This is a genomic window from Streptomyces sp. NPDC058307 (assembly GCF_042880295.1).
In the GTDB taxonomy this organism is placed as follows: Bacteria; Actinomycetota; Actinomycetes; order Streptomycetales; family Streptomycetaceae; genus Streptomyces.
This window is the reverse complement of record NZ_JBHVYZ010000039.1, coordinates 59675-85998: the sequence shown is the minus strand read 5'-3', so window position 1 is coordinate 85998 and position 26324 is coordinate 59675. Positions and strand designations below refer to the sequence as shown.

General features: G+C 68.4%; 18 protein-coding genes, 1 other RNA gene and 2 pseudogenes. 5 read left to right on the top strand and 16 right to left on the bottom strand.

The window, feature by feature from the left end; translation table 11 throughout:
* A partial coding sequence (locus tag ACFVYN_RS26150) for an amino acid adenylation domain-containing protein (RefSeq protein WP_390002348.1) occupies positions 1 to 3220 on the bottom strand: 3220 nt, incomplete at its 3' end.
* A gap of 413 nt (positions 3221 to 3633) precedes the next feature.
* Here ACFVYN_RS26150 and ACFVYN_RS26145 point away from each other — a divergent pair.
* The 4 genes from ACFVYN_RS26145 to ACFVYN_RS26130 all read left to right on the top strand — a co-directional run bounded on the left by ACFVYN_RS26145 (position 3634) and on the right by ACFVYN_RS26130 (position 8523).
* On the top strand, positions 3634 to 4758 hold the full coding sequence (locus tag ACFVYN_RS26145; RefSeq protein ID WP_390002346.1) for an acyl-CoA dehydrogenase family protein: 1125 nt from the start codon (positions 3634 to 3636) through the stop codon (positions 4756 to 4758).
* Complete coding sequence (locus ACFVYN_RS26140) at positions 4758 to 5015, top strand: phosphopantetheine-binding protein (RefSeq protein ID WP_390002344.1); 258 nt, start codon at positions 4758 to 4760, stop codon at positions 5013 to 5015. Before ACFVYN_RS26145 ends, ACFVYN_RS26140 begins: the two co-directional genes overlap by 1 nt.
* Positions 5015 to 6568, top strand: a complete 1554-nt coding sequence (locus tag ACFVYN_RS26135) for an amino acid adenylation domain-containing protein (protein WP_390002342.1) — start codon at positions 5015 to 5017, stop codon at positions 6566 to 6568. The genes ACFVYN_RS26140 and ACFVYN_RS26135 overlap by 1 nt, the downstream gene beginning before the upstream one ends.
* Before the next feature lie 155 nt (positions 6569 to 6723).
* The gene (locus ACFVYN_RS26130; RefSeq protein ID WP_390002341.1) at positions 6724 to 8523 is read left to right on the top strand and encodes an ABC transporter ATP-binding protein; all 1800 of its coding nucleotides are present in this window, start codon (positions 6724 to 6726) and stop codon (positions 8521 to 8523) included.
* Here ACFVYN_RS26130 and ACFVYN_RS26125 read toward each other — a convergent pair.
* The 13 genes and pseudogenes from ACFVYN_RS26125 to ACFVYN_RS26065 form a co-directional block, all read right to left on the bottom strand.
* The gene (locus ACFVYN_RS26125) at positions 8517 to 9872 is read right to left on the bottom strand and encodes a cation:proton antiporter (protein WP_390002339.1); all 1356 of its coding nucleotides are present in this window, start codon (positions 9870 to 9872) and stop codon (positions 8517 to 8519) included. The genes ACFVYN_RS26130 and ACFVYN_RS26125 overlap by 7 nt on opposite strands.
* A gap of 31 nt (positions 9873 to 9903) precedes the next feature.
* Positions 9904 to 11160, bottom strand: coding sequence for a (3,5-dihydroxyphenyl)acetyl-CoA 1,2-dioxygenase DpgC (gene dpgC / locus ACFVYN_RS26120; RefSeq protein WP_390002337.1), 1257 nt, complete (start codon positions 11158 to 11160; stop codon positions 9904 to 9906).
* Positions 11157 to 11822 (bottom strand): enoyl-CoA-hydratase DpgB, encoded by a 666-nt coding sequence (gene dpgB / locus ACFVYN_RS26115; protein ID WP_390002335.1) that lies wholly within the window; start codon positions 11820 to 11822, stop codon positions 11157 to 11159. The genes dpgC and dpgB overlap by 4 nt, the downstream gene beginning before the upstream one ends.
* An 11-nt stretch (positions 11823 to 11833) precedes the next feature.
* Positions 11834 to 12994, bottom strand: coding sequence for a 3,5-dihydroxyphenylacetyl-CoA synthase DpgA (gene dpgA / locus ACFVYN_RS26110; protein ID WP_390002333.1), 1161 nt, complete (start codon positions 12992 to 12994; stop codon positions 11834 to 11836).
* Positions 12995 to 13080: 86 nt separating this feature from the next.
* Positions 13081 to 15441, bottom strand: coding sequence for an aminotransferase class I/II-fold pyridoxal phosphate-dependent enzyme (locus tag ACFVYN_RS26105; RefSeq protein WP_390002366.1), 2361 nt, complete (start codon positions 15439 to 15441; stop codon positions 13081 to 13083).
* 71 nt (positions 15442 to 15512) lie between these two features.
* On the bottom strand, positions 15513 to 16583 hold the full coding sequence (hppD, locus tag ACFVYN_RS26100) for a 4-hydroxyphenylpyruvate dioxygenase (protein WP_390002331.1): 1071 nt from the start codon (positions 16581 to 16583) through the stop codon (positions 15513 to 15515).
* A 60-nt stretch (positions 16584 to 16643) separates the two neighbouring features.
* Positions 16644 to 17666 carry a transcriptional regulator gene (locus ACFVYN_RS26095; protein ID WP_390002330.1) on the bottom strand — a complete coding sequence of 341 codons (1023 nt, stop codon included), beginning with the start codon at positions 17664 to 17666 and terminating at the stop codon, positions 16644 to 16646.
* Positions 17667 to 18078: 412 nt separating this feature from the next.
* The gene (locus ACFVYN_RS26090) at positions 18079 to 18507 is read right to left on the bottom strand and encodes a cold shock domain-containing protein (RefSeq protein ID WP_390002364.1); all 429 of its coding nucleotides are present in this window, start codon (positions 18505 to 18507) and stop codon (positions 18079 to 18081) included.
* A 16-nt stretch (positions 18508 to 18523) separates the two neighbouring features.
* Positions 18524 to 19606, bottom strand: coding sequence for a prephenate dehydrogenase (locus tag ACFVYN_RS26085; RefSeq protein ID WP_390002362.1), 1083 nt, complete (start codon positions 19604 to 19606; stop codon positions 18524 to 18526).
* Between the two features lie 81 nt (positions 19607 to 19687).
* Positions 19688 to 20161, bottom strand: a complete 474-nt coding sequence (locus ACFVYN_RS26080; RefSeq protein WP_390002360.1) for a flavin reductase family protein — start codon at positions 20159 to 20161, stop codon at positions 19688 to 19690.
* A 13-nt stretch (positions 20162 to 20174) separates the two neighbouring features.
* Positions 20175 to 21722 carry a tryptophan halogenase family protein gene (locus ACFVYN_RS26075; RefSeq protein ID WP_390002328.1) on the bottom strand — a complete coding sequence of 516 codons (1548 nt, stop codon included), beginning with the start codon at positions 21720 to 21722 and terminating at the stop codon, positions 20175 to 20177.
* Positions 21723 to 21806: 84 nt separating this feature from the next.
* Positions 21807 to 22022, bottom strand: a complete 216-nt coding sequence (locus tag ACFVYN_RS26070; protein WP_275770380.1) for an MbtH family protein — start codon at positions 22020 to 22022, stop codon at positions 21807 to 21809.
* Between the two features lie 804 nt (positions 22023 to 22826).
* A pseudogene (locus tag ACFVYN_RS26065) lies at positions 22827 to 22949 on the bottom strand (polysaccharide deacetylase family protein); the annotation flags it as partial.
* A 561-nt stretch (positions 22950 to 23510) separates the two neighbouring features.
* Between ACFVYN_RS26065 and ACFVYN_RS26060 the strand changes: the two are divergent.
* Positions 23511 to 23930 (top strand): annotated as a pseudogene (locus ACFVYN_RS26060) (pentapeptide repeat-containing protein); the annotation flags it as partial.
* A 305-nt stretch (positions 23931 to 24235) separates the two neighbouring features.
* Here the strand turns inward: ACFVYN_RS26060 and ACFVYN_RS26055 are convergent.
* Both ACFVYN_RS26055 and rnpB read right to left on the bottom strand, forming a co-directional pair.
* Positions 24236 to 24790: a hypothetical protein gene (locus ACFVYN_RS26055; protein ID WP_390002326.1), complete on the bottom strand. Its 555-nt coding sequence runs from the start codon at positions 24788 to 24790 to the stop codon at positions 24236 to 24238.
* Positions 24791 to 25905: 1115 nt separating this feature from the next.
* Positions 25906 to 26309, bottom strand: an RNA gene (gene rnpB, locus ACFVYN_RS26050) — RNase P RNA component class A.
* Positions 26310 to 26324 lie beyond the last annotated feature (15 nt).

The window sequence follows — 26324 nt, the reverse complement described above, 5'->3', positions numbered from 1 at the left end:
CCTCGAGCTGGCCCAGGAACCACAACCGCTGCTGCCCGAACGACAACGGCACCCGTTCGGGCCGCTCCCCGACCACCAGCGCCGGCTTGGCGTCGCCCGCGTCGGTCAGCCGGGCCGCAAGGCCGGCCACGGTCGGTGCCTCGAAGACGTCCGCGATCTGGATCTCGAGGCCCAGCAGGGTGCGTATCCGGCTCACCAGGCGCGTCGCCAGCAGCGAATGTCCACCCAGGGCGAAGAAGTCGTCCTCGACGCCGAGGCCCGGTACGCCCAGGACTTCGGCGAAGGCTGCGCGCAGGATCTCCTCCTGTGCCGTCGCGGGAGCGCGACCCGCGCCCGCGCCCGACTCGTAGTCCGGTGCGGGCAGCGCCTCGCGGTCCAGTTTTCCGTTGACGGTCAGCGGCAGCGCATCCAGGACCACCACAGCGGTCGGGACCATGTACGCGGGGAGCCGTTCTCCGAGGAACTCCCTGACCTGCGTGAGCGGTTCGCTGCCGGCGACCGGGACCGCGTAGGCGATCAGACGCCGGTCACCGGGCGCGTCCTCCCGTACGACCACCGCGGCCTGCGCCACCTGCGGGTGGGCCAACAGTGCCGCCCGTATCTCGCCCGGCTCGATACGGAAGCCGCGTACCTTCACCTGCTCGTCCGCACGGCCGACATAGACCAGCTGACCGTCCTCGGTCCACCTGGCACGGTCGCCAGTCTGGTACATCCGCGACCCGTCCGCGGCGAACGGGTCCGCCACGAACCGCCGCGCGCTCAGCCCCGGGCGGCCGAGGTATCCGCGGGCCAGCCCCGCGCCCGCGACGTACAACTCGCCCACCGCACCAGGCGCCACCGGCATCAAGGCGTCATCGAGCACATAGGCGCGCACGTTGACCATGGGTCGGCCGATGTGCGGCTCGTCGCCGGGCTGCAGCGGACGGGTCGCCGTGGAGGCGACGGTGTTCTCGGTCGGCCCGTAGCCGTTGATGAACCGCCGTCCCGGCGCCCACCTGGCCACCAGCTCCGCGCCCATGGCCTCGCCCACGGACACGAGCGTCGTCACCGGGGCGAGATCCTCCGGTTCCAGCACCTCCAGCACGGCCGGCGGCAGCGTCGCGTGCGTCACTCCATGGCGGGCCACGACCTCCGCCAGCCCCGCACCCGGCAGCAGCCGGGCCGCGGGCGCCACCACCAGGCGTCCGCCCGAGCACAGCACCAGCAGCTCGAACGTGGCCGCGTCGAAGCCGATCGACGAGAACTGCAGCATCCGGCTGTCTTCGGCCACCCCGAGGCGCTCCCTCTGCGCGGCCACCAGGTTCACCGCGGCCGCGTGCGAGACCACCACGCCCTTGGGTGTCCCGGTGGACCCCGAGGTGTAGATCACGTATGCCGCGTGCTCCGGCAGCGCAGCGCTCCTGCGTTCTGCTCCGGCTGATACGCCGACATCCGCAACCACCAACTCGGCCTCCACGGAAGGCTCATCGGCGATCAGCAGCGCACACTGGGTTGGAACCCGAGAGGCGCAGTCCATCGACGTCACCACGCACACCGCGCCCGCGTCCTGGAGCGTGAAGGCCACCCGTTCCGCGAGGTAGTCCGGGTCGATGGGCAGATATGCCGCCCCCGTCTTCCACACCGCGAGCAGCGCCACCACCAGATCGACGCCCCGCTCCATCAGTACGCCGACCACCGACTCGGGTCCCACGCCGCGGCGCACGAGCAGCCGCGCCAACCGGTCGGCGCGGGCGTCGAGTTGGGCGTACGACATCTCGACGTCGTCGTCGGCCACCGCGACCGCGTCGGGTGTGCGGGCCGCCTGCGCCTCGAAGAGTTCGGGCACCGTGGCGGGTGCCACCTCGAGCCCGGTGTCGTTCCACTCGACCAGGACCCTGCGGCGCTCGGCGTCGTCGAGGAGGTCGGCCCGGCCGATCGTGTCTGTCGGGGCGGCCGCCGCCAGCCAGTTGAGGGTCCGCAGGAAGCGCCGGGAGATCTCGGCTCCCGGTGTGACTCCGGTCGTCGGCTCGGTCTGCTCTGCCGGATTCGTCACCACGTCTATCCGAAGGCCGGTGTCGGCCGAGCGGTCGAAGATGTCGATGCGCACGCCGTCGACTGGACCGTTGGCGAGGTTGTGGGCGGTGGCCACGCAGTCGCCGAACGGCATCGAGTAGTCGAAGCTCATGAGATTGACGAACAGATCGCAGAGCGGTCCACGGTCGAGGAGCTTCAGATCCCGGAGGATGTCCTCGTAGCGGTAGCGCTGGTGGCGCAGCGCCTCACGGACGGCTGCGGAGGTCTGCCGAAGGAGTTCCGCGACGCTCGTCCCGGGGGCGAGACCGAGCCGTACGGGCACGTTGTTGCTCATCATGCCGGGTGTCGCGAGCTCGCGCTCCCCGGCCCTGGCGCGCACCGGGACCCCGACGACGACCTCCCGCTCGCCGGTTGCGCGGTGGTGGTGGAGCGCACCGGCGGCGATCGAGAGGACGGCCAGACTTGTCCCCAGCCGCCGGACGTCCGCTCGGAGGTCGGCGGTCGCTTCAGGGCCGATGTCCGCCGCGGTTCGCTGCGGCACACGAAGCGGCCGACGGCTCCCGCCTGCCCGGGGTCCTTCGCCGTCCGAGAGTCCCGAGAGTGTGTCGAGCCAGAATGCGCGGTCGCGTTCGAAGGCCGGTGACGTCCGGTAGGCGCGGTCGGCCTCGATCAGGGTGGACACCGGTTCCATGGCGGTGTTCCCGGGGGCCTGTCCCACCCGTAGCGCGGTGTAGATCCGGGCGACGCGGGCGGCCATCACCGACAGGCTGTGGCCGTCCGCCGCGATGTGGTGGACGCGGTGGTACCAGATGAAGTGACCGGCTCCGAGCGTGAACACGGCGAAGGCGAACAGCGGCCCGTCCATGAGGTCGACCGGTCCGGTCAGGTCCGCGCGCATCCAGTCCTCGGCCGCTGCTCGCGGTTCCGGTTCACCGCTGACGTCGAGGACGTGGATCGGGTAGTCGCGGGATTCGCTCACATACTGCCGAGGCGTCTCGCCGTCCATGTGAAAGCGCAGACGATAGGAGTCCGCTTCGTCGAGGGAATGACGCAGCGCCCCGACGAAGAGTTCCACGTCCAGATCGCCGTGGATTTCAAGGTACTCGGCGGCGTTGAAGGCCGGATTCTCCGGGGCCATTTGCTGGGCATGCCAGACGCCCAGCTGTCCTGCCATCAGGTCCTGAAGTCCACCCTCACCTGCGGGCATATGCGCCCACTCCAATCGTGACTGAAGCTGTGACTGGTAGTTGGCGCTTGTCCGCCGTATCTCACATGCGCCGGAATTAAATTTCACATACGCCGGGGAGTGACGATCCTCTGCCGCACTATGCCCCAGCAGCAGGCGGCCGATCAACGAACGCCCCGGATTCAGGGGCCGTTCAACCGGTGCGCCGCGGCAGTTGAACACATGTGAACGGCCTGACCAGTGGAGAGGCGACAGTTCGGCGCACACCCGGTGGTTCACCTGATGACGGGACACGGTTGAACACTCCACCGCCCGGCAGACCGACGTGTGTTGATAGGCCGCCGACTTCTGCGTCATAGTGTTCCCGGCTGTTCTCAGCAGCGCCCCTCGGCCAGGATATGCGGCAATTACTCGCACGCACGATAGGAGATCCTGTGAATGGGCTCCCGAGGGCGGACATCGCCGAGGGTTTCTCGCAATGGCTCGGCACTTTGGCCGACTGGGCTCGAAAGCATCGGGACGGCACTGTCGAATGGCGGGATGTCGCCGCAACCGGACTGCTCTCGCTGACCGTTCCGGAACATCTCGGCGGTGCCGGTGCCGGCTTCGAAGCGGTGTCGACCGCGCTGGAGACGGCTGCCGCCGGCTGTGGGCCCGGGGGGCTGTGGTTCGCGGTCTGCGCGCATCTGCTGGCCTGTCAGGAACCCCTTGTCGCATTCGGCGACAGCGAGCAGCAACAGCGGTTCCTTCCCGGCATGATGACCGGCGATGTGATCGGCGCGCATGCCAGCACGGAGTACGAGGCCGGTTCCGACGTGCTGTCCGTCCGGACCGCCGCCACGCATGCCGCGGACGGTGCCTGGACGCTGAACGGCAGCAAGTCCTTTGTGACCAACGGGCCGATCGCCGACGTCTTCCTGGTGTTGGCCAGGACCGCGCCGGGAAGTCCGCTGGCGGGCCTCACCTCGTTTCTCGTTCCGCGCGGGACCCCCGGTCTGAGCGTCGGGCCGCCCCTCGAGAAGGCCGGGCTGCAAGGGTCTTCACTGGGCACGCTGCGACTCGACGACTGCGAACTCCCGGACAGCGCCTGCCTCGGCGGGGCGGGAGCCGGCTATGCGGTGCTGACCCACACGATGCGAATTGAACGCGCTTTGATTCTGGCACCGACGCTGGGGCTGATGGAGCGTGCTCTCCAATCGGCCGTCGAACACGCCCGAATGCGCCGGCAGTTCGGACAGCGACTGGCGGACTTCGACTCCGTCCGGGACCGCCTGGTCACCATGAAGATCAATCTGGTGAGTGCCCGGGAAATGCTGCAGGCAACGGCGCGTCAGGCGGATTCCGGCCGTCTCGACCATGCCAGGTCGGCCCTGACGAAGGTTCATGTCAGCCGCTGCTTCAACGAGTTCTGCAACAACCTGGTCGATGTCTACGGCGGTTACGCCCTCCTGCCGGAGACCGGCGCCGGCCTGCTGCTGGACGACGCGGTGGCAAGCCGCTTCTATTCCGGCACCTCCGACCTGAACAGGAAGATCGTCGCCCAGGGATTGGGACTGTGATGACTGCGTTGGACGAAAAGCTGCTGCGTGAGATCCGTGCCATCGTCACCGACTGCGCTTCCGCAACGCCACCCGATGATCTCGGCGATGACGACGACATCATCCAGCTGGGCATCGTCGACTCGCTCTCCTTGATGGAGATGGTCGCCGCGGTGAATGCACGACTCGGCATCTGGGTCGACGACTCGGAGCTCGTGGCGCGCAATTTCGGGAGCATCCGCTCGATCCACGCCCTGCTGGCCGGGAAAGGCCGCTGATGGCCCAGGAGTTGCTGCTGCGCGACCATCTCCGGACGGCGGCCGATCGCTGGGGCGGCCGCCGGGCCGTCATCGACGACACAGTCGATCTGACGTACGCCCAACTGGCGGCCGCGGCGCGGGACGTGGCGGATCAGCTGTTGTCGGCGGGGGTCCGGTCCGGCGACTGCGTCGCCTGGCACGGCCGGAGGAACGCGGCGGCCGTCACCGCCGTCCACGGCATTCTCGAGGCGGGCGCGGCGTATGTTCCGCTGGATCCGGAAGCCCCGTTCGCGCGCAACCACCGGATCGTCGCCAACGGCCGGCCGAGCGCCGTCCTGGCCGACACCGCCACTCGCCGCCAGTGGGAAGCGGCGGGACCGGGCCTTTCCTGGGAGCCGCTCAAGCCTTTCGCGGGCACTGCGGACGAGCTCTGGCTCGCCGCGTTGAGCCGGTCCCGGCCCAGCGGCCATCCCGCCGTCTCGTACGTCCTGCACACATCCGGCAGCAGCGGCTCGCCAAAGGGAGTCGTTCACACGCACAGCAGCGCCGCCGCCTTCGTCTGCTGGGCCGCGGAGGAGCTCGCTCTCACCGAGGCCGACGTCCTGGTCAACACGGCGCCCTTGCACTTCGACCTGTCCACGCTCGACCTGTTCGGCGCCGCGCTCACCGGCGCCGCGGTCGCGGTCATGAGCCGCGAGGACTCCCGTTTCCCCGCGAGTTACGCGGACTTCGTGGCCCGCGTCGGCGGCAGCGTCTGGTACACGGTGCCGTCTGCCCTCTCCCGCCTGGTCCAGCGGGGCGACTCGCTGCTGCGGACCTTCACGTCATTGCGGATCGCGGCCCTCGCCGGCGAGGTCCTGCGCCCGGACGACGTCGGGAAGCTGATGGACGCCCATCCGGCGGTCCGTGTCTTCAATCTCTACGGCCCGACGGAGACCAACGTCTGCACCTACCACGAGATCGTCGAACGGCCGCCCGCCCACGAGGCGATCCCGATCGGGCGGCCGCTGCCCGGTGTGGAGATCACCGTGGTCGACGACCGGCTCCAGGCCGTCGGTGAGGGTCGGACCGGAGAACTGCTGGTGCGCGGCAGCACCTTGATGACCGGCTACTGGAAGGGCTCCGCCGAGAAGCTGCTCCCCTTCGTCACCACACCTGACGGCAAGGAGTGGTACGCGACCGGGGACCAGGTTCGTTCCGGCTCCGGAGGTTGCCTGGACTACCTCGGCAGGAACGACACGCAGATCAAATCCCGGGGCTACCGGATCGAACTGGTCGAGATCGACCACGCGTTGGGGTCCCTGCCCGCCGTCTCGGAGTGCGCCGTCGTGGCGATTCCCGACGGCGCGGCCGGCCGGCGGATCCTCGCGTTCGCCGTGAGCGAGGACGGCGGCACGGACGAGGCGGGCCTGCGCGTGGCGCTGCGTCGCCTGCTGCCCGGCTACATGGTCCCCGATCGCATCTTCGTGACCGGGCGGCCTCTCCCCCGGCTCACCAACGGCAAGGTCGACCGGCTGGCCCTGGCCGCGGAAGCGGAGGTGCTGGCCTCGTCGTCCGAGGGCCAGGGCTAGCAGGCGGCACGGCACGGACCGGGACACGACTAGGCAGGGACAGGGACACGAGCATGGCGATGACTGGGCGCATGGCAACGAAACCGACCCGCCCGCGCGTTGAACGCGGAACGCTGAGGCGCATCCTCCCCTACGCCCGCCGGTATCGCGGGCCCATGGCCCTGATGCTGCTCACCACCGCGGTGGACGCCGCCATCGCGGCGGCGAGCCCGATGATCCTCAAGTCGGTGATCGACGAGGGCATCGTGCCCCGGCGGCTGTCCGTGGTGGTGACGCTGTCCCTGGTCATCGCGGCACTGGCGCTCGTCGACACACTCGTCGTCTACGTCCAGACCTGGTTCTCCGGCCGGATAGGCGAGGGACTCGTCTACGACCTGCGCACCAAGGTCTACGGCCATGTCCAGCAGCAGCCGCTGGCCTTCTTCGCCCGTGCCCAGACCGGCGCCCTGATCAGCCGCCTCAACTCCGACATCGTCGGCGCTCAGCAGGCGCTCACCACCGTGCTGACCCAGACCTTCACCACTGTCCTGACCGTCGCCTTCGTCCTGACCTCGATGTTCCTGTTGTCCTGGCAGATCGCCGTCGTCTCGGTGGTGACGATCCCCCTGTTCATCGTCCTTCCGGGGAGGTTCGTCGGCCGCAGGCTGAAGCACCTCACCAGGGAGGTCATGCAGCTCAACGCGGAGATGAGCTCCATGATGAACGAACGGTTCAATGCCTCCGGGGCCATGCTCACCAAGCTCTACGGACAACCCGACAGCGACGCGGACGCGTTCGCCGCCCGGGCCGGCCAGGTGCGGGACGTCTCGGTCACCACCGCCGTCCAGGGACGGCTGCTCTTCATCATCGCCACCCTGCTCACGACGCTGACCACGGCCGCGGTCTACGGCCTGGGCGGCCATCTCGCCATCGACGGCACCCTGGAGATCGGCACCCTGGTGGCGATGGTCACCCTCCTGCTGCGCCTGTACGGCCCGGTCAACCAGCTGTCGAGCCTGTCGGTCAACGTCACCAAGGCACTGGTCAGCTTCAGCAGGGTGTTCGAGATCCTCGACCTCGAGCCGCTCATCACCGAACGCCCGGGAGCGACCGCGCTGCCTCGTCCGGGTGCGGTGGGCGACGCCACGCCGGCCATCGAGTTCGACCGGGTCTGCTTCCGCTACCCCGCCGCCGAGGAGGTCTCCCTCGGTTCCCTCGAGTCGATCGCGCGCCGTATGCCCGAGCGGGCCCAGGAGGCGTGGACGCTGCAGTCCCTGAGTTTCACCGTTCCACCCGGCACGCTCACCGCACTGGTCGGACCCTCGGGCGCCGGCAAGACGACGATCTCCCAGCTGGTGTCGCGGCTCTACGACCCGAACTCCGGTGAGGTGCGGATCGCGGGGCAGGACCTGCGCGACGTCACCCTGGAGTCCCTGCGGACGACCGTCGGCGTCGTCACTCAGGACGCGCACCTCTTCCACGACACGATCCGGACGAACCTCCTCTACGCACGCCCCGACGCGAGTGAGCGGGACCTGGAGGAGGCGTGCAGGGGTGCGCAGATCTGGGATGCGCTCGCCGGCCTGCCCGACGGTCTCGACACCGTCGTAGGAGATCGCGGATACCGCCTCTCGGGCGGTGAAAGGCAGCGGATCGCCCTGGCCAGGCTGCTGTTGAAGGCTCCGGCCGTCGTCGTGCTGGACGAGGCCACGGCGCATCTCGACTCCGAGTCGGAGGCTGCCGTCCAGCGCGCCCTCAAGACGGCTCTGGCCGACCGGACGTCGCTGGTGATCGCGCATCGGCTCTCCACCATCCGCGAGGCCGACCAGATCCTGGTGGTCGACGCGGGACGGATCACCGAGCGCGGAACCCACGAAGAGCTGCTGGCCGGGCAGGGGCTCTACGCCGAGCTGTACCGCACCCAGTTCGCGCGGCAGGCCTCCGGCGCGGAGCCCGTCACCCAGGTCCCTCAGTAGCGGGAGGAGGCCTCGCCCGCCCGTGGCTGCGGCTCCTCGTCGTGCCGCGCGCCGGCCTCGAGGCCCGCGGCCAGCCGCAGTTCCTCCTCGGCGGTGCACTCGACCCGCTTCATGGCGAGCCGCAGCAGCGGCGGCGCCATCACCGAGGTCACCACGGCGACCAGGACGACGATGGTGTACGTGTCGGTGTCCAGGACCCCCACCCGCAGGCCGACCGTGGCCACGATGACCTCGATGACACCCCGGGCGTTCATTCCGGCGCCCAGGGCCAGCGCTTCCCACCGGCTGAGCCGGCTCAGCCGGGCGCCGAGGTAGGCGCCTGCGAACTTGCCCAGGATCGCGACGGTGAGGACGATCAGGGCCGCCGCGAGGACCGCCGGCTCCGCCAGCGCCCGCAGATCGATCCGCAGCCCGGCGGTGGCGAAGAAGACCGGGGCGAGGAAGGCCACCACGACCGTGCGCAGGGAGGCGGTGCGCGAGCGCTCGAACTCTCCGCTGGACCCGATGAGGGCACCGCAGACGAAGGCGCCGAAGACCGCCTCGAGACCGAGTGCCTGGGTGCCGGCGGCGGCGAGGAGGATCATCGCGACCGCGGCGGCGACCGTGTGGGTCGCGGACCCCCCGCTCAGCCGCAGCGCCTGCCGCACCAGGGGACGGCCCACCACCACCGCGGCCAGGACGACGAGCAGCAGGGCGCCGATCGACACCACCACCTTGTGGGCGGTCAGTCCGCCGACGGCCATCGCGGAGACGACCGACAGCAGGAACCACCCGATGGCGTCGTCGATGCTGCCCGCGGCCAGGGTCAGCTGACCGATGTTGCGGTGGATCAGGTTCATGTCGATCAGGGTCTTCGCGATCACGGGGATGGCGCTGACGCACATTGCGACGCCCATGAACAGTGCGAACACGGCACCGTCGGCTGTGCCGGTGTGCAGCAGCCTGGTCAGCGGATAGCCGAGGCCGACCCCGGCGAGGAAGGGGATGATCAGTCCGGCGAGACTGATCCGTACCGCGGTGGCGCGGCGGCGGCGCAGCATGCGCAGGTCCATCTCGATGCCGGTGAGTCCCACCAGCAGCAGTACGCCGAGCTGGCCGACCGCGTCGAGCAGATGCATCTGGTCGGGACGGGACGGCAGCAGCCACCCGGTGGCCCTCGGCGCCAGCCAGCCGAACAGTGACGGGCCGAGGAGGACGCCCGCGCTCAGTTCACCGACGATGGCGGGCAGTCCGATCCTTGTCGCCGCCCGGCCCAGCAGGATGGCCAGGAGCAGCAGCAGGCCGACCTGGAGCAGGAAGACCAGTAGCTGGTGGGCGGGTATCGGCGGTACCGGGGCAGCAGTCAACACCTGGGCTCCTTGGGTTTCTTCTCGCCGCGTTTCAGCGCGGCTGGACCCGCTTCTCGGCTGAGAAGCGGCCGACCTTGTCGAGCACATCCGTGCTGTACATCCTCAGGGCCTGTTGCAGCGCGAATTCGGCCAGGTAGCGGCGGAACTCGTCCGGGGACTCCTCGGCCAGGTTCAGCATGTGCCGGTTGGCGGTCACCGCCGGCCCCCGCATGCGCTCGAGGCTCCGCTCGACGGCACGGTCCAGCCTGTCCGGTTCGTGAACCTCGTCGACGAGCAGCGCGGCGGCCGGCTCGTCCGCGCGGATCCGGCGGCCCCCGAGGATGATCTGCCGGGCGAGGCGAGGGCCGGCGTGCCGGGTGAGCCGGAAGTTGGCGGCGCCGGGAACGATTCCCTCCGCTGCGGCCGGGAGGCTGAAGTAGGCGTCGGAGGCGGCCAGCACCTGATCGAAGACGAGCAGCAGCTGGGCGCCGCCGCCGATGGCGAACGTGTCCACGGCGGCCACCCAGGGTTTTGCGAGCGTGGGGGTACGCCAGCTCGCGCCGTCCTCGACGAGCACTCCCCGCTGGAGCTTGTGGATGTAGCCGAGTTCGCGGCGCAGCAGGAAGTCGACGAGGGAGATGCCGCCGCCGTGCAGGGCCTTGAGATTGATGCCTGCGCTGAACACCCGTTTTCCCCGGTACCGGGGATGGGTCATCTCACCCCCGCGCAGCAGTCCGACCTCCACGCCCGGGTCGAGGAGTGCCAGGTCGACCGCGGTCTCCATGTCGTCCACCTGCCGGTCGTCCTCGGCGTTCAGGCAGTCGTCGCGGCACATGGTGAGCCGCGCCGCGCCGCCGCGCCGCTCCAGCCGCACGGACCCGAGGTCGACGTCTCCGGTCGCGAGGAAGTCGGGCAGCAGGCTCAGGGCCCGGGGAGTGGGCCGCAGCATCGCATCGAGCAGATGAGGTCCGGCCGACGGTGACCGCAGCACGTGGCGGAAGAAGATGCCCTGGTCGATCTCGTGGCCGTCCTTGTCCGCCTGTGGCAGGGCCCGTTCGCGGGCGAGCTGCTCGCGGGTGGGCACCAGCCCGGGAAACGCCGTGGAGGCAGCTTGCGCCAGCTCTGCCAGCCGCAGGTCACGGGAACGGCCTGCGGTGAGCTCGTCGTAGACGGCATCCGTGTGGGCGGCCATGAAGGCCGAGCGCAGCGCCCGCGCGGCTTCGGTGGCCGCCGTGCCGCGGCCGCGCCGGGCGACCTCGGCGAGCGTCAGGCGGGCCCGCTCCAGCTCCACCGGCATGCGTACGGTCATGACGCCGTGCCGGCCGACGTGTGGCGCAACACCCGGTCGCAGGCCGCCAGATGCACGCCCAGGGCCTCCTCGAAGCTGGTGGTGGGCGCCTCGATCAGCAGCTGTCGTCTGATGGCCAGCTCCGGACCGTCCAGCGCGCCGCCCCGTTCGGCCGCCGTGGTCAGGGCGTTGGCCGTGTCGTCCGTCAACTCGTCGACGAGGTGCAGCTGCAGCGCCTCCTCCGCCTCGATCGGGGTGCCGAAGAGCGCCGCCCGGCGTACCGCGGCGGCCCGCGCCGCCTGGCGGGCCAGCCGGTACAGCGCCATGCCCGGCCAGGTGGCACCCGCTGCCAGCGGCACCATGAGGCGTACGGAGGCGGTCGCGATCCGGTAGTCGGTGGTCAGCAGCGCCTCCAGGGCGGCACCTCCGCAGTCGCCCTCGGCGACGGCGACCGTGCTCGACGGAAGGCGTTCCAGCCGGCGCAGTGCCCTTTCCCACTTGCTGACCAGAGACACGGTCAGCCCGCCGGCGCCGGGCACCCGGGGCGCACCGGACACGTGCACGATCACCCTGCCGTGCCCGCCCAGATCCTCGGCCGTGTCGCAGACGGCGACGACCGCCGCGACGGTCTCGGCCGACAGGGGGCGGGTTCCGTCTATCCGCAGGACCAGCTCGTCGTTCATCCGCTCCCCCGTCACCATTGGACCAGCGCCGTCTCGATGGTCGAGCCGGGTCCCATCGTCATCAGAACGCCGTAGTCGCCGGGGACGGCGACCCGTTCCTGCAGCAGCCGCTCGTAGGAGAACAGGAACGAGCCGCTGGACAGGTTGCCGAAGTCGCGCAGCACCGCGCTGGTGTGGCGCACGTCGTGCCGGGTGAGGCCCAGGTTCACCCGGACCGCGTCGATGACCTTCTTGCCGCCGGAATGCACCAGCCAGTGCCTGATGTCGCTGCGCCGCAGGCCCGTGCCGGCCAGCAGGCGGCCGATGACCGATTCCGCGTGCGCCCCGACCACGTACGGGATGTCGGGATCGAGGTAGAAGCTGAACTTGCCCTGCGCGTCGTCCCAGTCGTAGCGCATGGCGCCGACCGCGTCGGTGATGAGGTGGCTGGCGAACGACAGCACGCGCGGGCCGCTCGCCACGGCCGGCCTGCCGTCGCGGCCGTACGGCCCGTCGGTGGCGGCGGGTGCTTCGGCCACCAGCGCGACGGCGGCGGCACCGTCGCCGAAGAGACTGTTCACCACCGCGGTGCGCATCGACGCGTCCATGACGTATGCGGCCGAGCAGGCCTCCGCACACAGCATGACCGCGACCTGCCCCGGGTGTGCCGCGGCCCAGCCGGCGACCGGATTGAGGGCGTTGAGGCCCGCGTTGCAGCCCATGCCCACGACGTCCAGGCGGCTGCAGCCGGGGTCGATGCCCATCTCCCGGATGAGCAGCGCGCTCAGGCCGGGGGTGAGGAATCCGGTGGTGGTCACGCAGCACAGATAGGCGATGTCGGCGAGTTCGATCCCGGCGTTCCGCAGGCAGCTGCGTACGGCCCGCGCGCCCATGTCGAGGGCGACCTTCTTGTGTTTGGCGAGCAGTTCTCCCTGCGTCTCCTGGACGCAGGTGCCGTCCTCGTCCCGAGGAGGCAGCGAGAGGAACCGCCGCTCTATCGCGCTGTTGAGGAAGAGCGACCGGACCCTGTGGTCGGTGATCCGGAATGTGTCGAGCAGTTCTCGCTGGGTGTACGAATGCTCGGTGACGGCCGTGCCGACGCCCATGATCCTGGGGACGTTCGGGGTGTCCCTGCGCGGGGACACCGGCGGTTCGATCAGCAGGGGGCGTACCGGGCTCAGACTGACGGTCATCGGAAAGTCCACCCCCACATACGGCACTTACTGCGGACAAGGGGCACTGCTGTGAGCATGCCGATCCACCTTCCGGTGCGTAGTGGTCAGTGCCGGGGCCCTGACTCGGAGATGACGAACTGCGCGAGCCGCGCGATTCCCTCCGCGATCTCGTCCTGGGTCAGATAACTGACGGACAGCCGGAGCGTGTGCTCTCCGCCGCCCTGCGGATAGAAGTAGGACATCGGCGTCCAGATGACGCCGAACTCCTCCGCCGAGCGTATGAGCGCGGCGTTGTCCGCCCGGAAGGGAACGTTCAGGGTCAGGAAGAAGCCGCCGGTGGGCTTGTTCCAGCGAACAGATGCGGCCGCTCGGTCCTCGGGCGGGAAGCACTTCTCGAGTTGCTCGAGGGTGGCCTGCATCGCCCGCCCGTAGTACGCCGCCGTCTCTTTGTTGAGTTCGGAGGTGTGTCCCCCGGACGCGAGCAGCATGCCGGCCACGGCGGCCTGACTCAGGGGTGAGGTGTTCACCGTCACCATGCTCTTGATCTTGGTGAGTTCGTCGGCCAGCAGGCCGGTGGCACCCGTCCTGTCGACGACCTGCTGGTCCGCGACGGCGAAGCCGACGCGGGCGCCGGGAAAGAGGGACTTGGAGAATGAGCCGAGGTGAACGACGCGGCGCCGGGTGTCGAGGGACTTGAGCGTCGGCAGCTGCCGTCCGGGGCTGACCAGCCGGTAGGGGCTGTCCTCCAGGATCAGGATGTCCTCGCGAGCCGCCAGTTCGAGCAGCGCGTGGCGTGCCTGGAGTGGCATGGTCGCCCCCGAGGGGTTCGCGTGGTCGGGCACCGTGTAGAACACACGGGGACGGCGCCCACGCAGCCGTTCCGCCCGGATCGCCGCCTCGAGGTCGGCGCAGTCGAACCCGTCCTCCCGCTCCTCGACCGCGGTCGGTTCGATGTCGAGCAGCCTGGCGGCACCCGTGATGCCCACATAGCAGGGGCTGGAGACGAGCAGGACGTCGTCGGGTCCGGGGATCAGCGCCCTCAGCGCGAGGAACATCGCCTCCTGGCAGCCGACGGTGACCACGATGGCTTCCGGCGGCACTTGGATGGCCTCGTCCTTGCGCAGCGAGTCGGCGATCAGCTCCCGGATCCGGCCGCTGGTCGGTCCGTACTGGAAGAGCGCGTCGCGGATCTGCTCGGGCGTGCTTCCGGACTCGGCCAGGTGATCGAGGTAGCGGCGTATGTGGGTGAATATCTGCTCGGTTTCGAAGAAGCCGTCGTACGGGCGGCCGGGAGCGAAGGAGATCGCCTTCGGGTAGCGGTGGGTGATCTCGTTGAGGAAGGTCATCGTGTCGAGTACGGGATCGGAGACACTGCCGTGCAGTTCCTCCTTCCGCACCTCGCAAGGGCCTGCGGCTGCGGGGATCGCGGCCGGCGCGGGGCGTTTTGAAGGCGCCGGGAGCCGTTCGCCCGTATGCACCAGATCAGGTCCCGTGTCCGCGACCGTGCGGGTGCCGCTCAGCGTCATGGCGTCCGCCAACTCGCCGATGAGGATGCCCAGTACCCGGGCCACACCGTCCGTCCCCTCCACGGCCAGCCCGTGCAGCACCGGACGCCCCACGAGGACGGCGTCGGCCCCCAGGGCCAGCGAGGCCAGCACGTCCCGCCCACGGCGGATCCCTCCGTCGATGAGCACTGGGCAGGCGCCCGCCACAGCCGACGCGATCTCCGGCAGTGCCTGCAGGCTGGCCGTCGCGCCGTCCAGCTGCCGGCCGCCGTGGTTGGACACGACGAGCCCGTCCACCCCCGCCTCGACGGCCCTTTCGGCGTCTGTGCCGGTCAGGACTCCCTTGAGCAGGATCGGCAAGGAGCTGACCGAGCGCAGCCACTCGACCACCGACCAGTCGAGGGCGGGATCGAAATCCGCCCGGGCGTGAGCGCCGGGAGAGGAGAAGTCGGAGAAGGGGAGGTTGGCGGGGCTGATCCCCGGGGGCAGCCCGAAGTCGTTGCGCAGATCGCGCAGTCGGCGACCCAGGACGGGGGCGTCCACCGTCAGTACCAGTGCCTCGAAGCCGGCCGACTCAGCGCGGGCGATCAGATCCCGGGTCACCGACCGGTCCCGGAAGCAGTACACCTGAAGCCACAGTGGCGACGTGGCGGCCGCGGCGATGTCCTCGAAAGCCCGCCCGGCGAAGGTGCTCACCACGAGCGGGACACCGGCCGACCCCGCGCCCCGTGCTGTGGCGACCTCGCCGTCCGGGTGGGCCAGGCCGTGGTAGGCCATCGGCGCGACGGCCACCGGCGCCGCCCAAGTGCGGCCGAGGATCGAGGTGTCGGTGGACGGCCGGACGGCACCGGCGAGAACGCGCGGCCGCAGCCAGGCCCGGTCGAAGGCCGCCAGGTTCGCCTGGAGCGTCCGCTCCTCGCCGGCACCCCCGGCCAGGAAGTCCCAGATGTCGGCCGCCATACCGGCTCGCGCCAGGGAGGCGTAGTCGGCAAGGGTGAGTGCGGCCCGGGCGGCGCGAGAGCCGCCGCCGCTCACGTGGCGGCCAGCCGGTCGCGCTCCACCGCTTCGTACAGCGCCCGGATGTTCGCGCTGCCGAATCCGCGGGAGCCCTGGCGCTGTATGAGCTCGTAGAAGAGCGTGTTGCGCTCGTACGGGGACCGGCTGAACAGCTGCAGAAGGTAGCCCCATTCGTCGCGATCGGCGAGCACGTGCGCCGCCCGCAGCCCCGTGATTTCCTCCCGCATGTCGGCGAACCTCTCGGCGAGCATGTCGTAGTACGTCGAGGGGGTGCTCAGGAACTCCACACCGCGGCCCCGGAGTTCGCTCACTGCCGGGATGATGTCGTCGACCAGGAACGCAAGGTGCTGGACGCCCGGACCGCCGTTCCTGTCGAGGAAGGCGTCGAGTTGGCCCGGGCTCTTCGCGGGGTCCGGAGCAACCAGGGTGAAGGTGATGCGCCCGGACGCGCTGCGGACAACGATCGAATCCATGCCCTGCTCGCCGGTGTCGACATATTCGGACGAGTAGCGGGAGAGCCCGAAGGCGTCACCGTAGTAGTCCGCATACTCCGAAAGGCTGCCGCCCTCCAGGCAGACGGCGACGTGGTCGAGCTGGCGGATCCGGCCGGACGGACGGGTCGATGCTCCCGGGAAGGCGGCCCAGGTGCGGCCGCCCGGCAGCCTCGCCCCCGGACCGTCGCCACCGCCGTCGGGCAGCAGCGTATGGGAGACACCGCCGAATCCCTGCACTATCGGATTTCCCTGGATCGTTCCCGCCAGCCGACCGCCCGCCGCCTCCACGGCATTGCGTGTCTTGGTGACGTCGTCACAAGTCAGGGCGATGTCAGCGACCCCGTCCCCGTGCTGGTCCAGAAATTTCCATGTGCCTGGACCCGAGGTGACGAGAAGCTGAACATCGCCCTGACGCAGCAGAACGGAACTCCTGTCCGCGCCCACGGAATCCGCCACCCGCGCGAATCCCAGAGAGGACGCGAAATAGTCGGCCATGGCCTGCTTGTCCCGTGCATACAACTCGACGTACTCGATTTCTCGCACAGCCATGGAGATACCTCCTGCAGAACGGCCAGCGGATATGTAATTCACTATGCCGCGGCGCCCTGCAGTCCAACAAGATTCTGCGTTGCACACTCCAGCTGCGGACGTTCAGCCGATCACTGGTCCACGAGTTGCGGACTGCACACGTTCATCCAGTTCCTGCGCGAATCCCCGCCATGTCTCGGCATATTGCCGGGCGAGATGTACGACCAGTTCTCCGCAATGCGGCGGAACCACCGCAGCCAATTCAACGCACGCCCGCATACCGATTGCATTCTGCTGGAGCAGGCGCAGGAGCTGCCGGCCGTCCTGCTTGTGCCGCAGGGACGGATCTCGCAGCAGTTTTTCGAGGACCGAATCGGGGTTCAGTTGGGCCAGTCGCACCTGGACGGCGCCGCGGGCGCGGGCGTGTTCGGGCGACGGCCCGGCGTCCTCGCTGTCCTCGGCCGCGCTGAGCGCCGCCGGCAGGGGCGACTCGCCGGACACCAGCCGCCTACGGACGTCGCTGACCGTCGCCGGCGATATCCCCGCGAGGCGTGCCACCTCGCGCAGTGACGCCTGCGGTCGCTCCGCAAGCACATCGGCTGCCCGGCGTCGGCCTTCGACGCTGTTCAGCGGCCGGACTTTGCCGTCCCTGCCGATGCGGGCGTTCAACTGCGGCGTCGCGTCAATTGAACGGCGGCGCACGGCCGCCACTGCCTTGGCGCCCAGTCCTGCGGCCCGCGCGATCGCCCGGTCGGACATGTGCGGGTGCGACTCGATGATCCTCGCGGCCGCGGCTCGTCGCTCGACCAGCGACAGCGGTAGTCCGTGCGTCACATTGGCTTCGACCGCCCGGAGGAACGCGTCCTCCGCGGTGCCGTCGAAGAACTGGACGTCGATCGTCTCCTGCCCCCTCGACAGGGCGGCAAGAATACGGTGCATTCCATCGATGACCTGCATGGTGCCCCGATTGACCAGGACCGCCGGTAACGGCGTCTCGATCTCGGCCAACCGTGCGACGTGCTCTCTGTCCTGCCCTTCCAAGCGCGGAGATTCACCGGGCAGCAACAATGCAATCGGAACTGCCACAACATCCGCGACCTTGCCGTTGTTTTCATGCTCGCGCGATTCAGCGTATAGCAGACTCATTCCATCCCCCGCCGGATTGGATTCGTACTGGATTTGGACCCGCCGGCACGCGACCCGAGCCGGCGTTCCAAGATCTTCATTCCATCCGCAGTTACTGCTCAGTTACCTCGCGTGCGACACCACGAACACCCTGCCGCCAGCGTTCTCACCAGCACCAGGTGTCCTATTCTTGTCGCTCGCGTTCGAACTGTCATCGTGCCGCCAGTAAAGGCCGCCCCAAGAAGTTCATTGCAAGGATATGACCCGGACCGCGTCCTGGATCTCTGGCCAGGCCAAAGCGGAACTTCGCCTCTCCGGTGATTCACCTGAAATGATCACGCGAGCCCCGATAAGACATTGCTGATCAGGCCATACCGCGGCCGTGTCGGTGCAATCATCCGGCGACGGCGTTCCGGCCAAGAAGAGCGCGGGCTCAGCCCTCGACCCAGCCGTGGCTCTTTCCGAACTGGACCAGAGCACTGCGGACTTGGAGGATCTGCTGTGCCGTCAGGGACTGCACCGACTCCAGGAGGACCTCTGTCATCTCCCTGGTGTACTCCTCCGCGCTGAGCACATCGCACATGCCGTCGCCCCCCTCAGCCGGACGCGGCTGGGCCGGCACCACCGGGGGCGCCTCCACTCCGGGAGCAAGCCGGACACCCGACGCCTTGAGGCCCCGGTCCCCTTCCTCGACGTCGAATTCGACCCCGAGCCCCGCGCGCACATATGACTCAGGAATCAAAAGGTCGTTCACATGCAGAAAGACGTCTTCCCCACCGGATTCCGGGGCGATGAACCCATAACCTCGAACTCCGTCGAACCTCACCACACGACCGACAGCCACACCAACCCCCAGCATCATCACAATCAATCGACACTCACTGTAACCGCCAGCCCCGCCCCCGGAGCGTCTCCTCCAGAGCGGCGGAGCCGCCCTGGGACACACTCACTCTCACCACACCTGTCGGCTTGCCGGTCGAATGCTCCAGATGTACGTCCTCGATGTTCACGCCGGCGCCACTGGCATCCATGAACAGCTTGGCCAGCTCGCCGGGTTGATCACCGATCAGCACCCCGACCTCTTCGTACCGCGTCGGGCGGGACCCGTGCTTGCCGGGAATACGGGCACGTCCCGTCCTCCCTCTCCGCAGCAGGCTCTCGACGGTGCGTGCGCCGCCGCTGCGCTTGTGCTCGTCCGTCGCGGCCATCGCGCGCAGGCCCGCGACGGCATGGTCGAGGTCCGCGGCCAGTTCGTCCAGTATGTCCGCCACCACTGCAGCGTTGGCACTCAGAATGTCCACCCACAGCCGAGTCTCGGCGGCTGCGATCCGAGTGACGTCACGGATGCCCGGCCCGGCCAGTCGGACGGCCCGTTCGTCGGCGTGCTCCAACCGCATCGCCACCAGACTCGCCACGAGATGGGGCATGTGCGACACGAGTCCCACCGCCCTGTCGTGCACGCCGGCCTCGATCACAGTCGGCACGGCAGCGCACAACGCGACGAGTTCGAGCGCCATGTTGAGCGTGTCCGTGTCTGTGTCAGCGGTCGGTGTGAGCGCCCAGACACGTCCTTCGAAAAGATCCGCCCGCGCTGCCAGCGGGCCCGCGCGTTCCGCTCCGGCCATCGGATGGCCGCCGATGTAACGGCGGGTGTCGCAGTCGAGGGCGACGATGTCGTGCAGCGGCCCTCCTTTCACGCTGGCGACGTCGGTGTAGTGCCGCGCCGTCCCCTCTTTCTGGGCATCGGCCAGCACGGGTCCGACCAGCCCCGGCGGGACGGCCACGATCGCCAGATCCACCGTGCCCGCCGGCTGCGCCATGGTTCCGGCGCCCAGGGCCGCCGCCGTGCGCACAGCGGCCGGGTCGCTGTCCCGGAGGTACACCTCCACGTCTCGCGCGCTGAGCGCCAGCGCCACAGATGTGCCGATCAGCCCTGTGCCGATCACAACGGCCGTGTGCATAACGGGCGACATCCATTCCGTGAGGGCGCCTGGCGGACGGTGCAGAGGCACACCCGGGACGAGCAGGCGCCCGGTGTTCGGTCATCGACGTGCTGCCGGCTCTGTCTGCGACCACTCGTTGTAGCGCCGGAAGCCGTACAGCAGGGCACTTTCCTGGCGGAAGCGCTCGACGGAGCGCACCGCCCCGACGACGATCACATGGTCCCCGGCAGGATGGGCACGGTCGACGGTGCACTCCGCGATGGCGTGTGCCGCATCGACGAGGGCCGGACTGTTTGTGTGGCGGGACGGCCGCCACGTCACCCGGTCGAACCGGTCCGGCGCTCCCGAGGCGAACAGCGCGGCCACCCACTCCGCCTCACCGTGCAGCAGATTCACCGCGAATGCACCGCTGTCCACGACCGCCCGCAGAGTCGGGCTCTCGGTACGAAGGCAGATGAGCAGGGACGGCGGATTCACGCTGAGGCTGCAGAGTGCGGAACACGTCATGCCGTAGGGTGCCGTTCCGCGTTCCTGGGCCGTGACCACGGATACGCCCGTCGGGAACGACGACATCATGTCGCGAAAGTCACTGTCCATCTCTCATCTTCTTGAAGTACTCGTTTTGCGTCGGCAGTTTCTGCACCAGCGTGCGAGCCTTGTCTCGGATCGACTGGAATTCCGCCAGCGCAGCCTTCTCGTCGACCAGGTCGAGAGCAGGCGAGGGCCTGACCTTGATTCCGCCGGTGCCGAGCAGGATGCAGTTGTACGAGTAGGGCGGCAGACCGTGATAGCGCGGGTACACCGTGCCGCTGTCCGGAACTTTGCTCTCCCACAGCTCGAGGCGTTCGGCCAGCGAGTCGGGGACGACCCTGGTGTTGGTGTCCCGCCAGTACTGGTTGTCCTGCCGCTTCGCCCTGCGGTAGTGCAGAACGAGGAACTCCCGCACACCGTCCATGACGTTCATGACCGCGTTGTTGTACTGCTCGCGCAGCGAGGAGTCCCAGTCCGCCGCGGGGTAGTACTTGACGAGCTGCTCGATCGCGTAGTGGATGAAGAAGATTCCGGTCGACTCGAGCGGTTCGACGAAGCCGCTGGAGAGTCCGATGGCCACGCAGTTGTTCACCCAGGACCGTCGGCTGCGCCCGATCCGCATCCTGATGTGGTTGGCGGTCGCGTCATCCGCTGCCGGGCCCACGAACTCACGGAGCGTGCGCTCGGCGTCTTCCGGCTCGAGATACTCACTTGAGTAGACGTAGCCGGTGCCTATTCGGCTGATCAGCGGGATGGTCCAGATCCATCCGGCGTCCTGGGCCGTGGCCGTGGTGCAGGGCCGGATCGGTTCCTTGTCCATTTCGAGCGGTACTTGCAGCGCGACCGCGCTGTCGTTGGGCAGGGTGTCCTGGTAGGACTCGAACGGCTCGCCCAGTGCCTTGTTGAGCAGCAGCGCCCGGAATCCGGTGCAGTCGATGAAGAGGTCGCCGCCGAGCCGGCCGTGCTCGGCGGTCTCGACGTGCGACACCCAGCCACGTTCGTCGAGCCCGACGTCCAGCACATTGTCGACCACGTGCCTGACACCGCGGAGCGTGGCGTACTTCGTGAGATATCTGGCCAGCAGGTGCGCCTCGAAGTGGTACGCGTACGGAAACTGCGCGCCTTGATACTGGGCGATCGTGGACGGGCTTTCCTCATGCTCCACGAATTCCTGTTCCAGCAGCACGCCGTTGAGATACCGCGGGCTGCGCCCGGCGTCGCACAGCGATGCCATGACGAAGCAGTCGACGTCGAAGCGGCTGGTTGTGGGGTAGCGCAGCCACCAGTCGGTGAGGGGAAATCCCTTGACCGACTGCAGTTGCTCGAACGGGTGGTAGAAATGGTGACCCGGCTCGCGCCAGTTCTCGAATCGGACGGCCAGCTTGTACGTGGCATTGCACGCAGGCATCCAGTCGCGTTCGGCCAGGCCGAGGAACTCGAAGAAATGCCTGATATCGCTGAACGTGGCTTCTCCCACGCCGATCGTGCCGACGTCTGCGGATTCCACCAACGTGATCTTCACCCGGTCACCGAAAGCGGCGGTCAGGTACGCAGCCGTCATCCAACCCGCCGTACCACCACCGACGATGACGATATTCTCCACTGCGGTCGTGCCACCCTGCCCACTTGAAGCAGACATCATCGCTTCCCCACTCCAATCCACAGACACCGGCAGGTCGGGGCGCACTCAGGTCCGATTCTGCTCCATGGCACGAATCAGGCTCTTCGGCCGCAGGTCGGTCCAGTTCGTCTCGATGTAGTCGAGGCATTCCTGGCGCCCTGCCTCACCGAATACGGTTTCCCATCCCTCGGGCACATCGGCGAAGACCGGCCAGAGCGAGTGCTGACCCTCATCATTGACAAGGACCAGATAGTTGCTGTCGGGATCTTCGAACGGGTTCATGGCCTGTAGTCCTTTCCAGGATTGAGCACCCAGACCTGCCGAAGCATCGCAAGTTCTCACTGGAACTGTCCAACAAGGCCGCTCTTCGCGATCAATCCATCGAGCAGGGAGGGTCGGTAACGCATTCGCTTCGGGTTCGGATCCGATGTGCCGCCGGCACTCTCAAGACAAACCGCAGCTCTGCGGGCCGGCGCCGTTCAACCGACGCAGCGCAGCGGTTGAACACAGGACGGGAGTTGTTGCATCGCAAGCTCGTCGTATGGGCCGACGGTTGCGGGGCAGTCGGTCCCGCCGCATACCGGCTCCCCGGGCATGCGGACACGAACTGCCGGGCGCGGTACTGGAAATCGACGCGACCCGGTCACCTGCCCACTCCGAGGAGGAGCGCGCGGCTCTCAACCACAGCTTCGGCCACCACCCGCCGCTGTGCTCCCTCGACAGAACCGGCGAGTCACCAGACCTGCCGGCTGCGGCCCGCAAACGCCCCGATAGTTTCGCGGCCCGCCGACCTTGCGGTCAACCGGCCGGTGCACCAGATGCTGGAGCGGCCATGTCTTCAGCAAGGATCCTGCCGGGCTTCGCTGTTGGGGGTGTCAGTCGGCGTGGCGGCCGGTCAGAACGTGGCGCGCAGGTGCCTGACGGTGGCGAAGTGGAATCCGCGCGCGGTCAGCGTGCGGTCAGCGTGCGCAGGATCTGCGGGACGGCCGCGACGGAGGTGGGGTGGATGTCGTGCATCAGGACGACGTCGTTGCGCTGCGCCTTGTCGATCAAAGTCTGGGCGACCGTGGCGGCGTCGCGGTACTTTCAGTCCTCGGTGTCCACGTCCCACCGCACCGGGGACAGCCCGGTGGCGGAGCGGACCGTGGAGTTGATCGCGCCGTAGGGCGGGCGGAAAAGGGTGGGCTTCTTGCCGGTGGCGGCGTTGCAGCAGGGCTTGCTTGAAGCAGCTCAACTTCCGCCACGCCGAGCGAAGTTCACGCCTTCGGGGTGTAGATGAGCCAGGAGACATGCTCGACCAGCTCGTGCGGGATGTCGAGCGTGGATGGATACGGAACCAACGAAGCCCCCCGGCCGTCGGCGTGTTGATGAGATCACCACACCAACGACGAGGGGCTTCGCCACGTCACCCCATCGACCAGCCCGTTTCACTCCTCAGACCCCAGGATGAAACAGGGTCAGTGAGGCGATGTCGCTCGGGGTCAGTGCAACCAGTCCCTTACGGCTGCGCGTCACCAGGAAACATGACGACCACCTCATCCGGCCGCACACCTGTCGAGGCACCTGAATGGCCGTACTGCGGACACGGTGCCTCTCCGGGTGGGGCCGGCTGCTGGGGTCGCAGCGTCGAGCCGTACACCGCATGCCTGGAACACCTCAACCCCGGTGACCGCTCGTCATATCTGGCCGACCTACAGCCCGGCGCGCATATCGACCACTGCGGCACCCGCATCACCGGCGAACTCCTGAGCGCAGTGCTCTCTGCGATCACCGTGGTCCGAACGCGCCCTGCTTGCCCTGTACTGGGCGCTGTCCGGCTATGGCCTACGGGCATCCCGCGCGCTGGGCTAGCTGCTGGCGGCCCTGACCGCCGCCGTGCTGGCAATGATGCTCTGGGGCCTGCCGCAGGACACCCCGAAACCCGAGACGACGGGCATCGTGAACGGCCACAACATCACGATGACCACCGACACACCCCAGCCCGTCAACCCGCAGGGGCCGTACCACGAGCGGCTATCGACCGCACGCTTCGACAAGTCCCTCCGGGTCGTCATCAATTCGGTCGTCTTCCGCTCCTCCGGCCAAGACCTCACCACTGCCGGCACCTACACCGAGATGACTTCCCGCCTCATCGAGCCCGTTCTCCTCGGTCTTGCTGCTCTCGCCATACGCGGCCGGCCGAAACGGTAGGCGGTGGTGACGGTGGACGCCGTCCTGGGATTTCACAAACTCAGCGGCACATCGCCGACGCCGCGTCCGCGGCAGATGGCCACGCCGCCGACAAGAAGGCCGACTACTTTGCCCGCAACGTCCCCCCATCCAGGTCCTCATCGACCGCGAGCCATGCGGTCATCCGATGTTGCGCGTACTAGGGGCCCCCGGAAGGCCCACGGCATCTGTGGACTGCTCACCTGTGATAGCCAGGCGGGGCCAAGGACCCAAGCAGGGGCATCCCCAATTTCGACTCGGTGGCTCCGTCGGCGAGGCCGAGTCGATCATGGCAATGCTTCCGCGGCTTTCGCCTGCTCGATCCGGGACTGGGCGGCTGTGAGCGTCATGCTTCCGTCGCACACGTCACGGTGCAGGGAGTTCTCCAACTGGTCATCCGTACGCGCCTGGGAGAGCCGTACCGGGCGCAGATTTGCCGGGTCGGAAGGGGCTCCGCCCAGTTCCAGGGGGACGATGTGGTCTTCCTCGTAGTGCGAGGGGTCCTTGTCCGCCGTACTGGACTCCGCGAGCTGCTGCTTCTTCAGATGCTCGGTCTCGTCGACCGGCGGCCGAATCGTCGCCGTCCAGCCCGGCACGCAGATAGTCGAGTGGATCGTGGAATGCGTTACGGCCGGATTGAGAGCTCCTGCCGGGCCGCTCGGCGTGGTGGGCACCGGAGTGTGCGTCGCTCCGCTCGTCGCCACAAGGTGCAGGGAGCCGTGGGTGATCGTCCCGTTCTCGACGACGTATGAACCGGCGTAGTCGGCGGTGCTTCCATCGGTGTGCACGGCGTGGAGATGGACGTCGACCTCGTTGCCGTTCACGTTGTCGATGCTGATCACATCGGCAGCGGTGTCGGCGAAGCCTCCCGCGAAGTCGGCGTAAGGCCGACCGAGGTTGCTTCCCCCTAGATCCCATGCCCGCTGGTAGTCATGGGCGTTGATCGCGGCGTAGAAGCTCTCGATGACAGACGCAGGATCCGCCGGACTGCTGCTGGGAGCTGTTGTCGGAGCCGACGCCGTCGAAGGCGTTGCTGGCGTCGAGGGCGTTGCCGGGGTGCTGGACGGTGGGGGTGGCGGTCTGGAGGTAGCCGGGGGCGAGGACGGGGAGGTGCCGGCGTGCTGGGTACAGCCCCCGAGACCGAGGCTGACGGCGATACCGAGTGCGGCAGCAGCTTTCGACGCCTTCATAGATCACCACTGGCGAGACAACCTGGCTATTGAAGGGGGAACAAAGCCTCGACATGGACGCCACGGAGGTGCTCGACGAGCTGCGGTTGTGGTGCCTGGCCGCCTGGCCGAGCACGCTGGTTGAGCCAGGGAAGCCCTGCGTGCCGCGAAGTTCGCTTTAACCATCTATATGCCTGAAGTGCGGATCCGACACCCTTCATATTCATCCTCCAAGGACTCGCGTGCACCTCGGGCCTGGATGGTAAAGGGCGGAGGGGCTGCCTCCCGCACCGGTCTGGAGGGGGATCACCGTGAAGCGGCGGACGAGGCCAGTCGCCCTCCGTGAACCGGGCTGAGGCTGTTGTTCCAAGCCGCTCGGTCCGGTATCGGGCAGGTCTCCTTCAATGCGGGCGCGAGCTGGGGGCAAGCCACCACCGCGGTCCCGGGCTTCCCGACAACGCCAGCAGCCAGGGCAGCGGGCACGGCGGCCCGCAGCGAGTCCGGCAGGGCCGCTGCCGCCACATTCGAGTCCACGCTGTAAGCGACATCGGTTCCCGCCTCACGGGACGATCGCAGTGCCGCGCGCCGAGACCGACGGAACTACGGCCTGCCCCAGGTCAGAAGCGTCCCCCGCATCTCTGCGCCAGGGACTTTTCAGGGACTTTCAGTGCTGTCCGAGGGACTTCTGAGGGACTTTCCGCCGCCTAACACGGCAAGCCGTTGAAAGACCGGAAAGGCCCTCCGTCCCAGATCAGAGGCCCTTTCCAAGGCAAAACCGCAGGTAGCGGCAGACGAGTCGGGCTGTACGCCGGGTTCTGTCGCCCGGCCGCCTCGCGGCGGTCGGGGAGACGGCCATCCATCTAGGACCGGCGTTGCCGCCGGTCTCGTGCGGTCTACCCGGGGACTCGGGCGGGCAGCCCTCGAACGTCCCCGCAGAGTGCCTATTACAGCGCTCCTTTTGACCTTGCTCCGGGTGGGGTTTACCTAGCTGCTCAGGTCGCCCTGGGCACTGGTGGTCTCTTACACCACCGTTTCACCCTTACCGAGGACCGAAGTCCCCGGCGGTTTGTTTTCTGTGGCACTTTCCCGCGGGTCACCCCGGGTGGCCGTTAGCCATCACCCTGCCCTGTGGAGCCCGGACGTTCCTCGGGAAGCCCCCTGAGGGACTTCACGCGGCCGTCCGCCCGGCTCGTCTGCCGTGTCGACC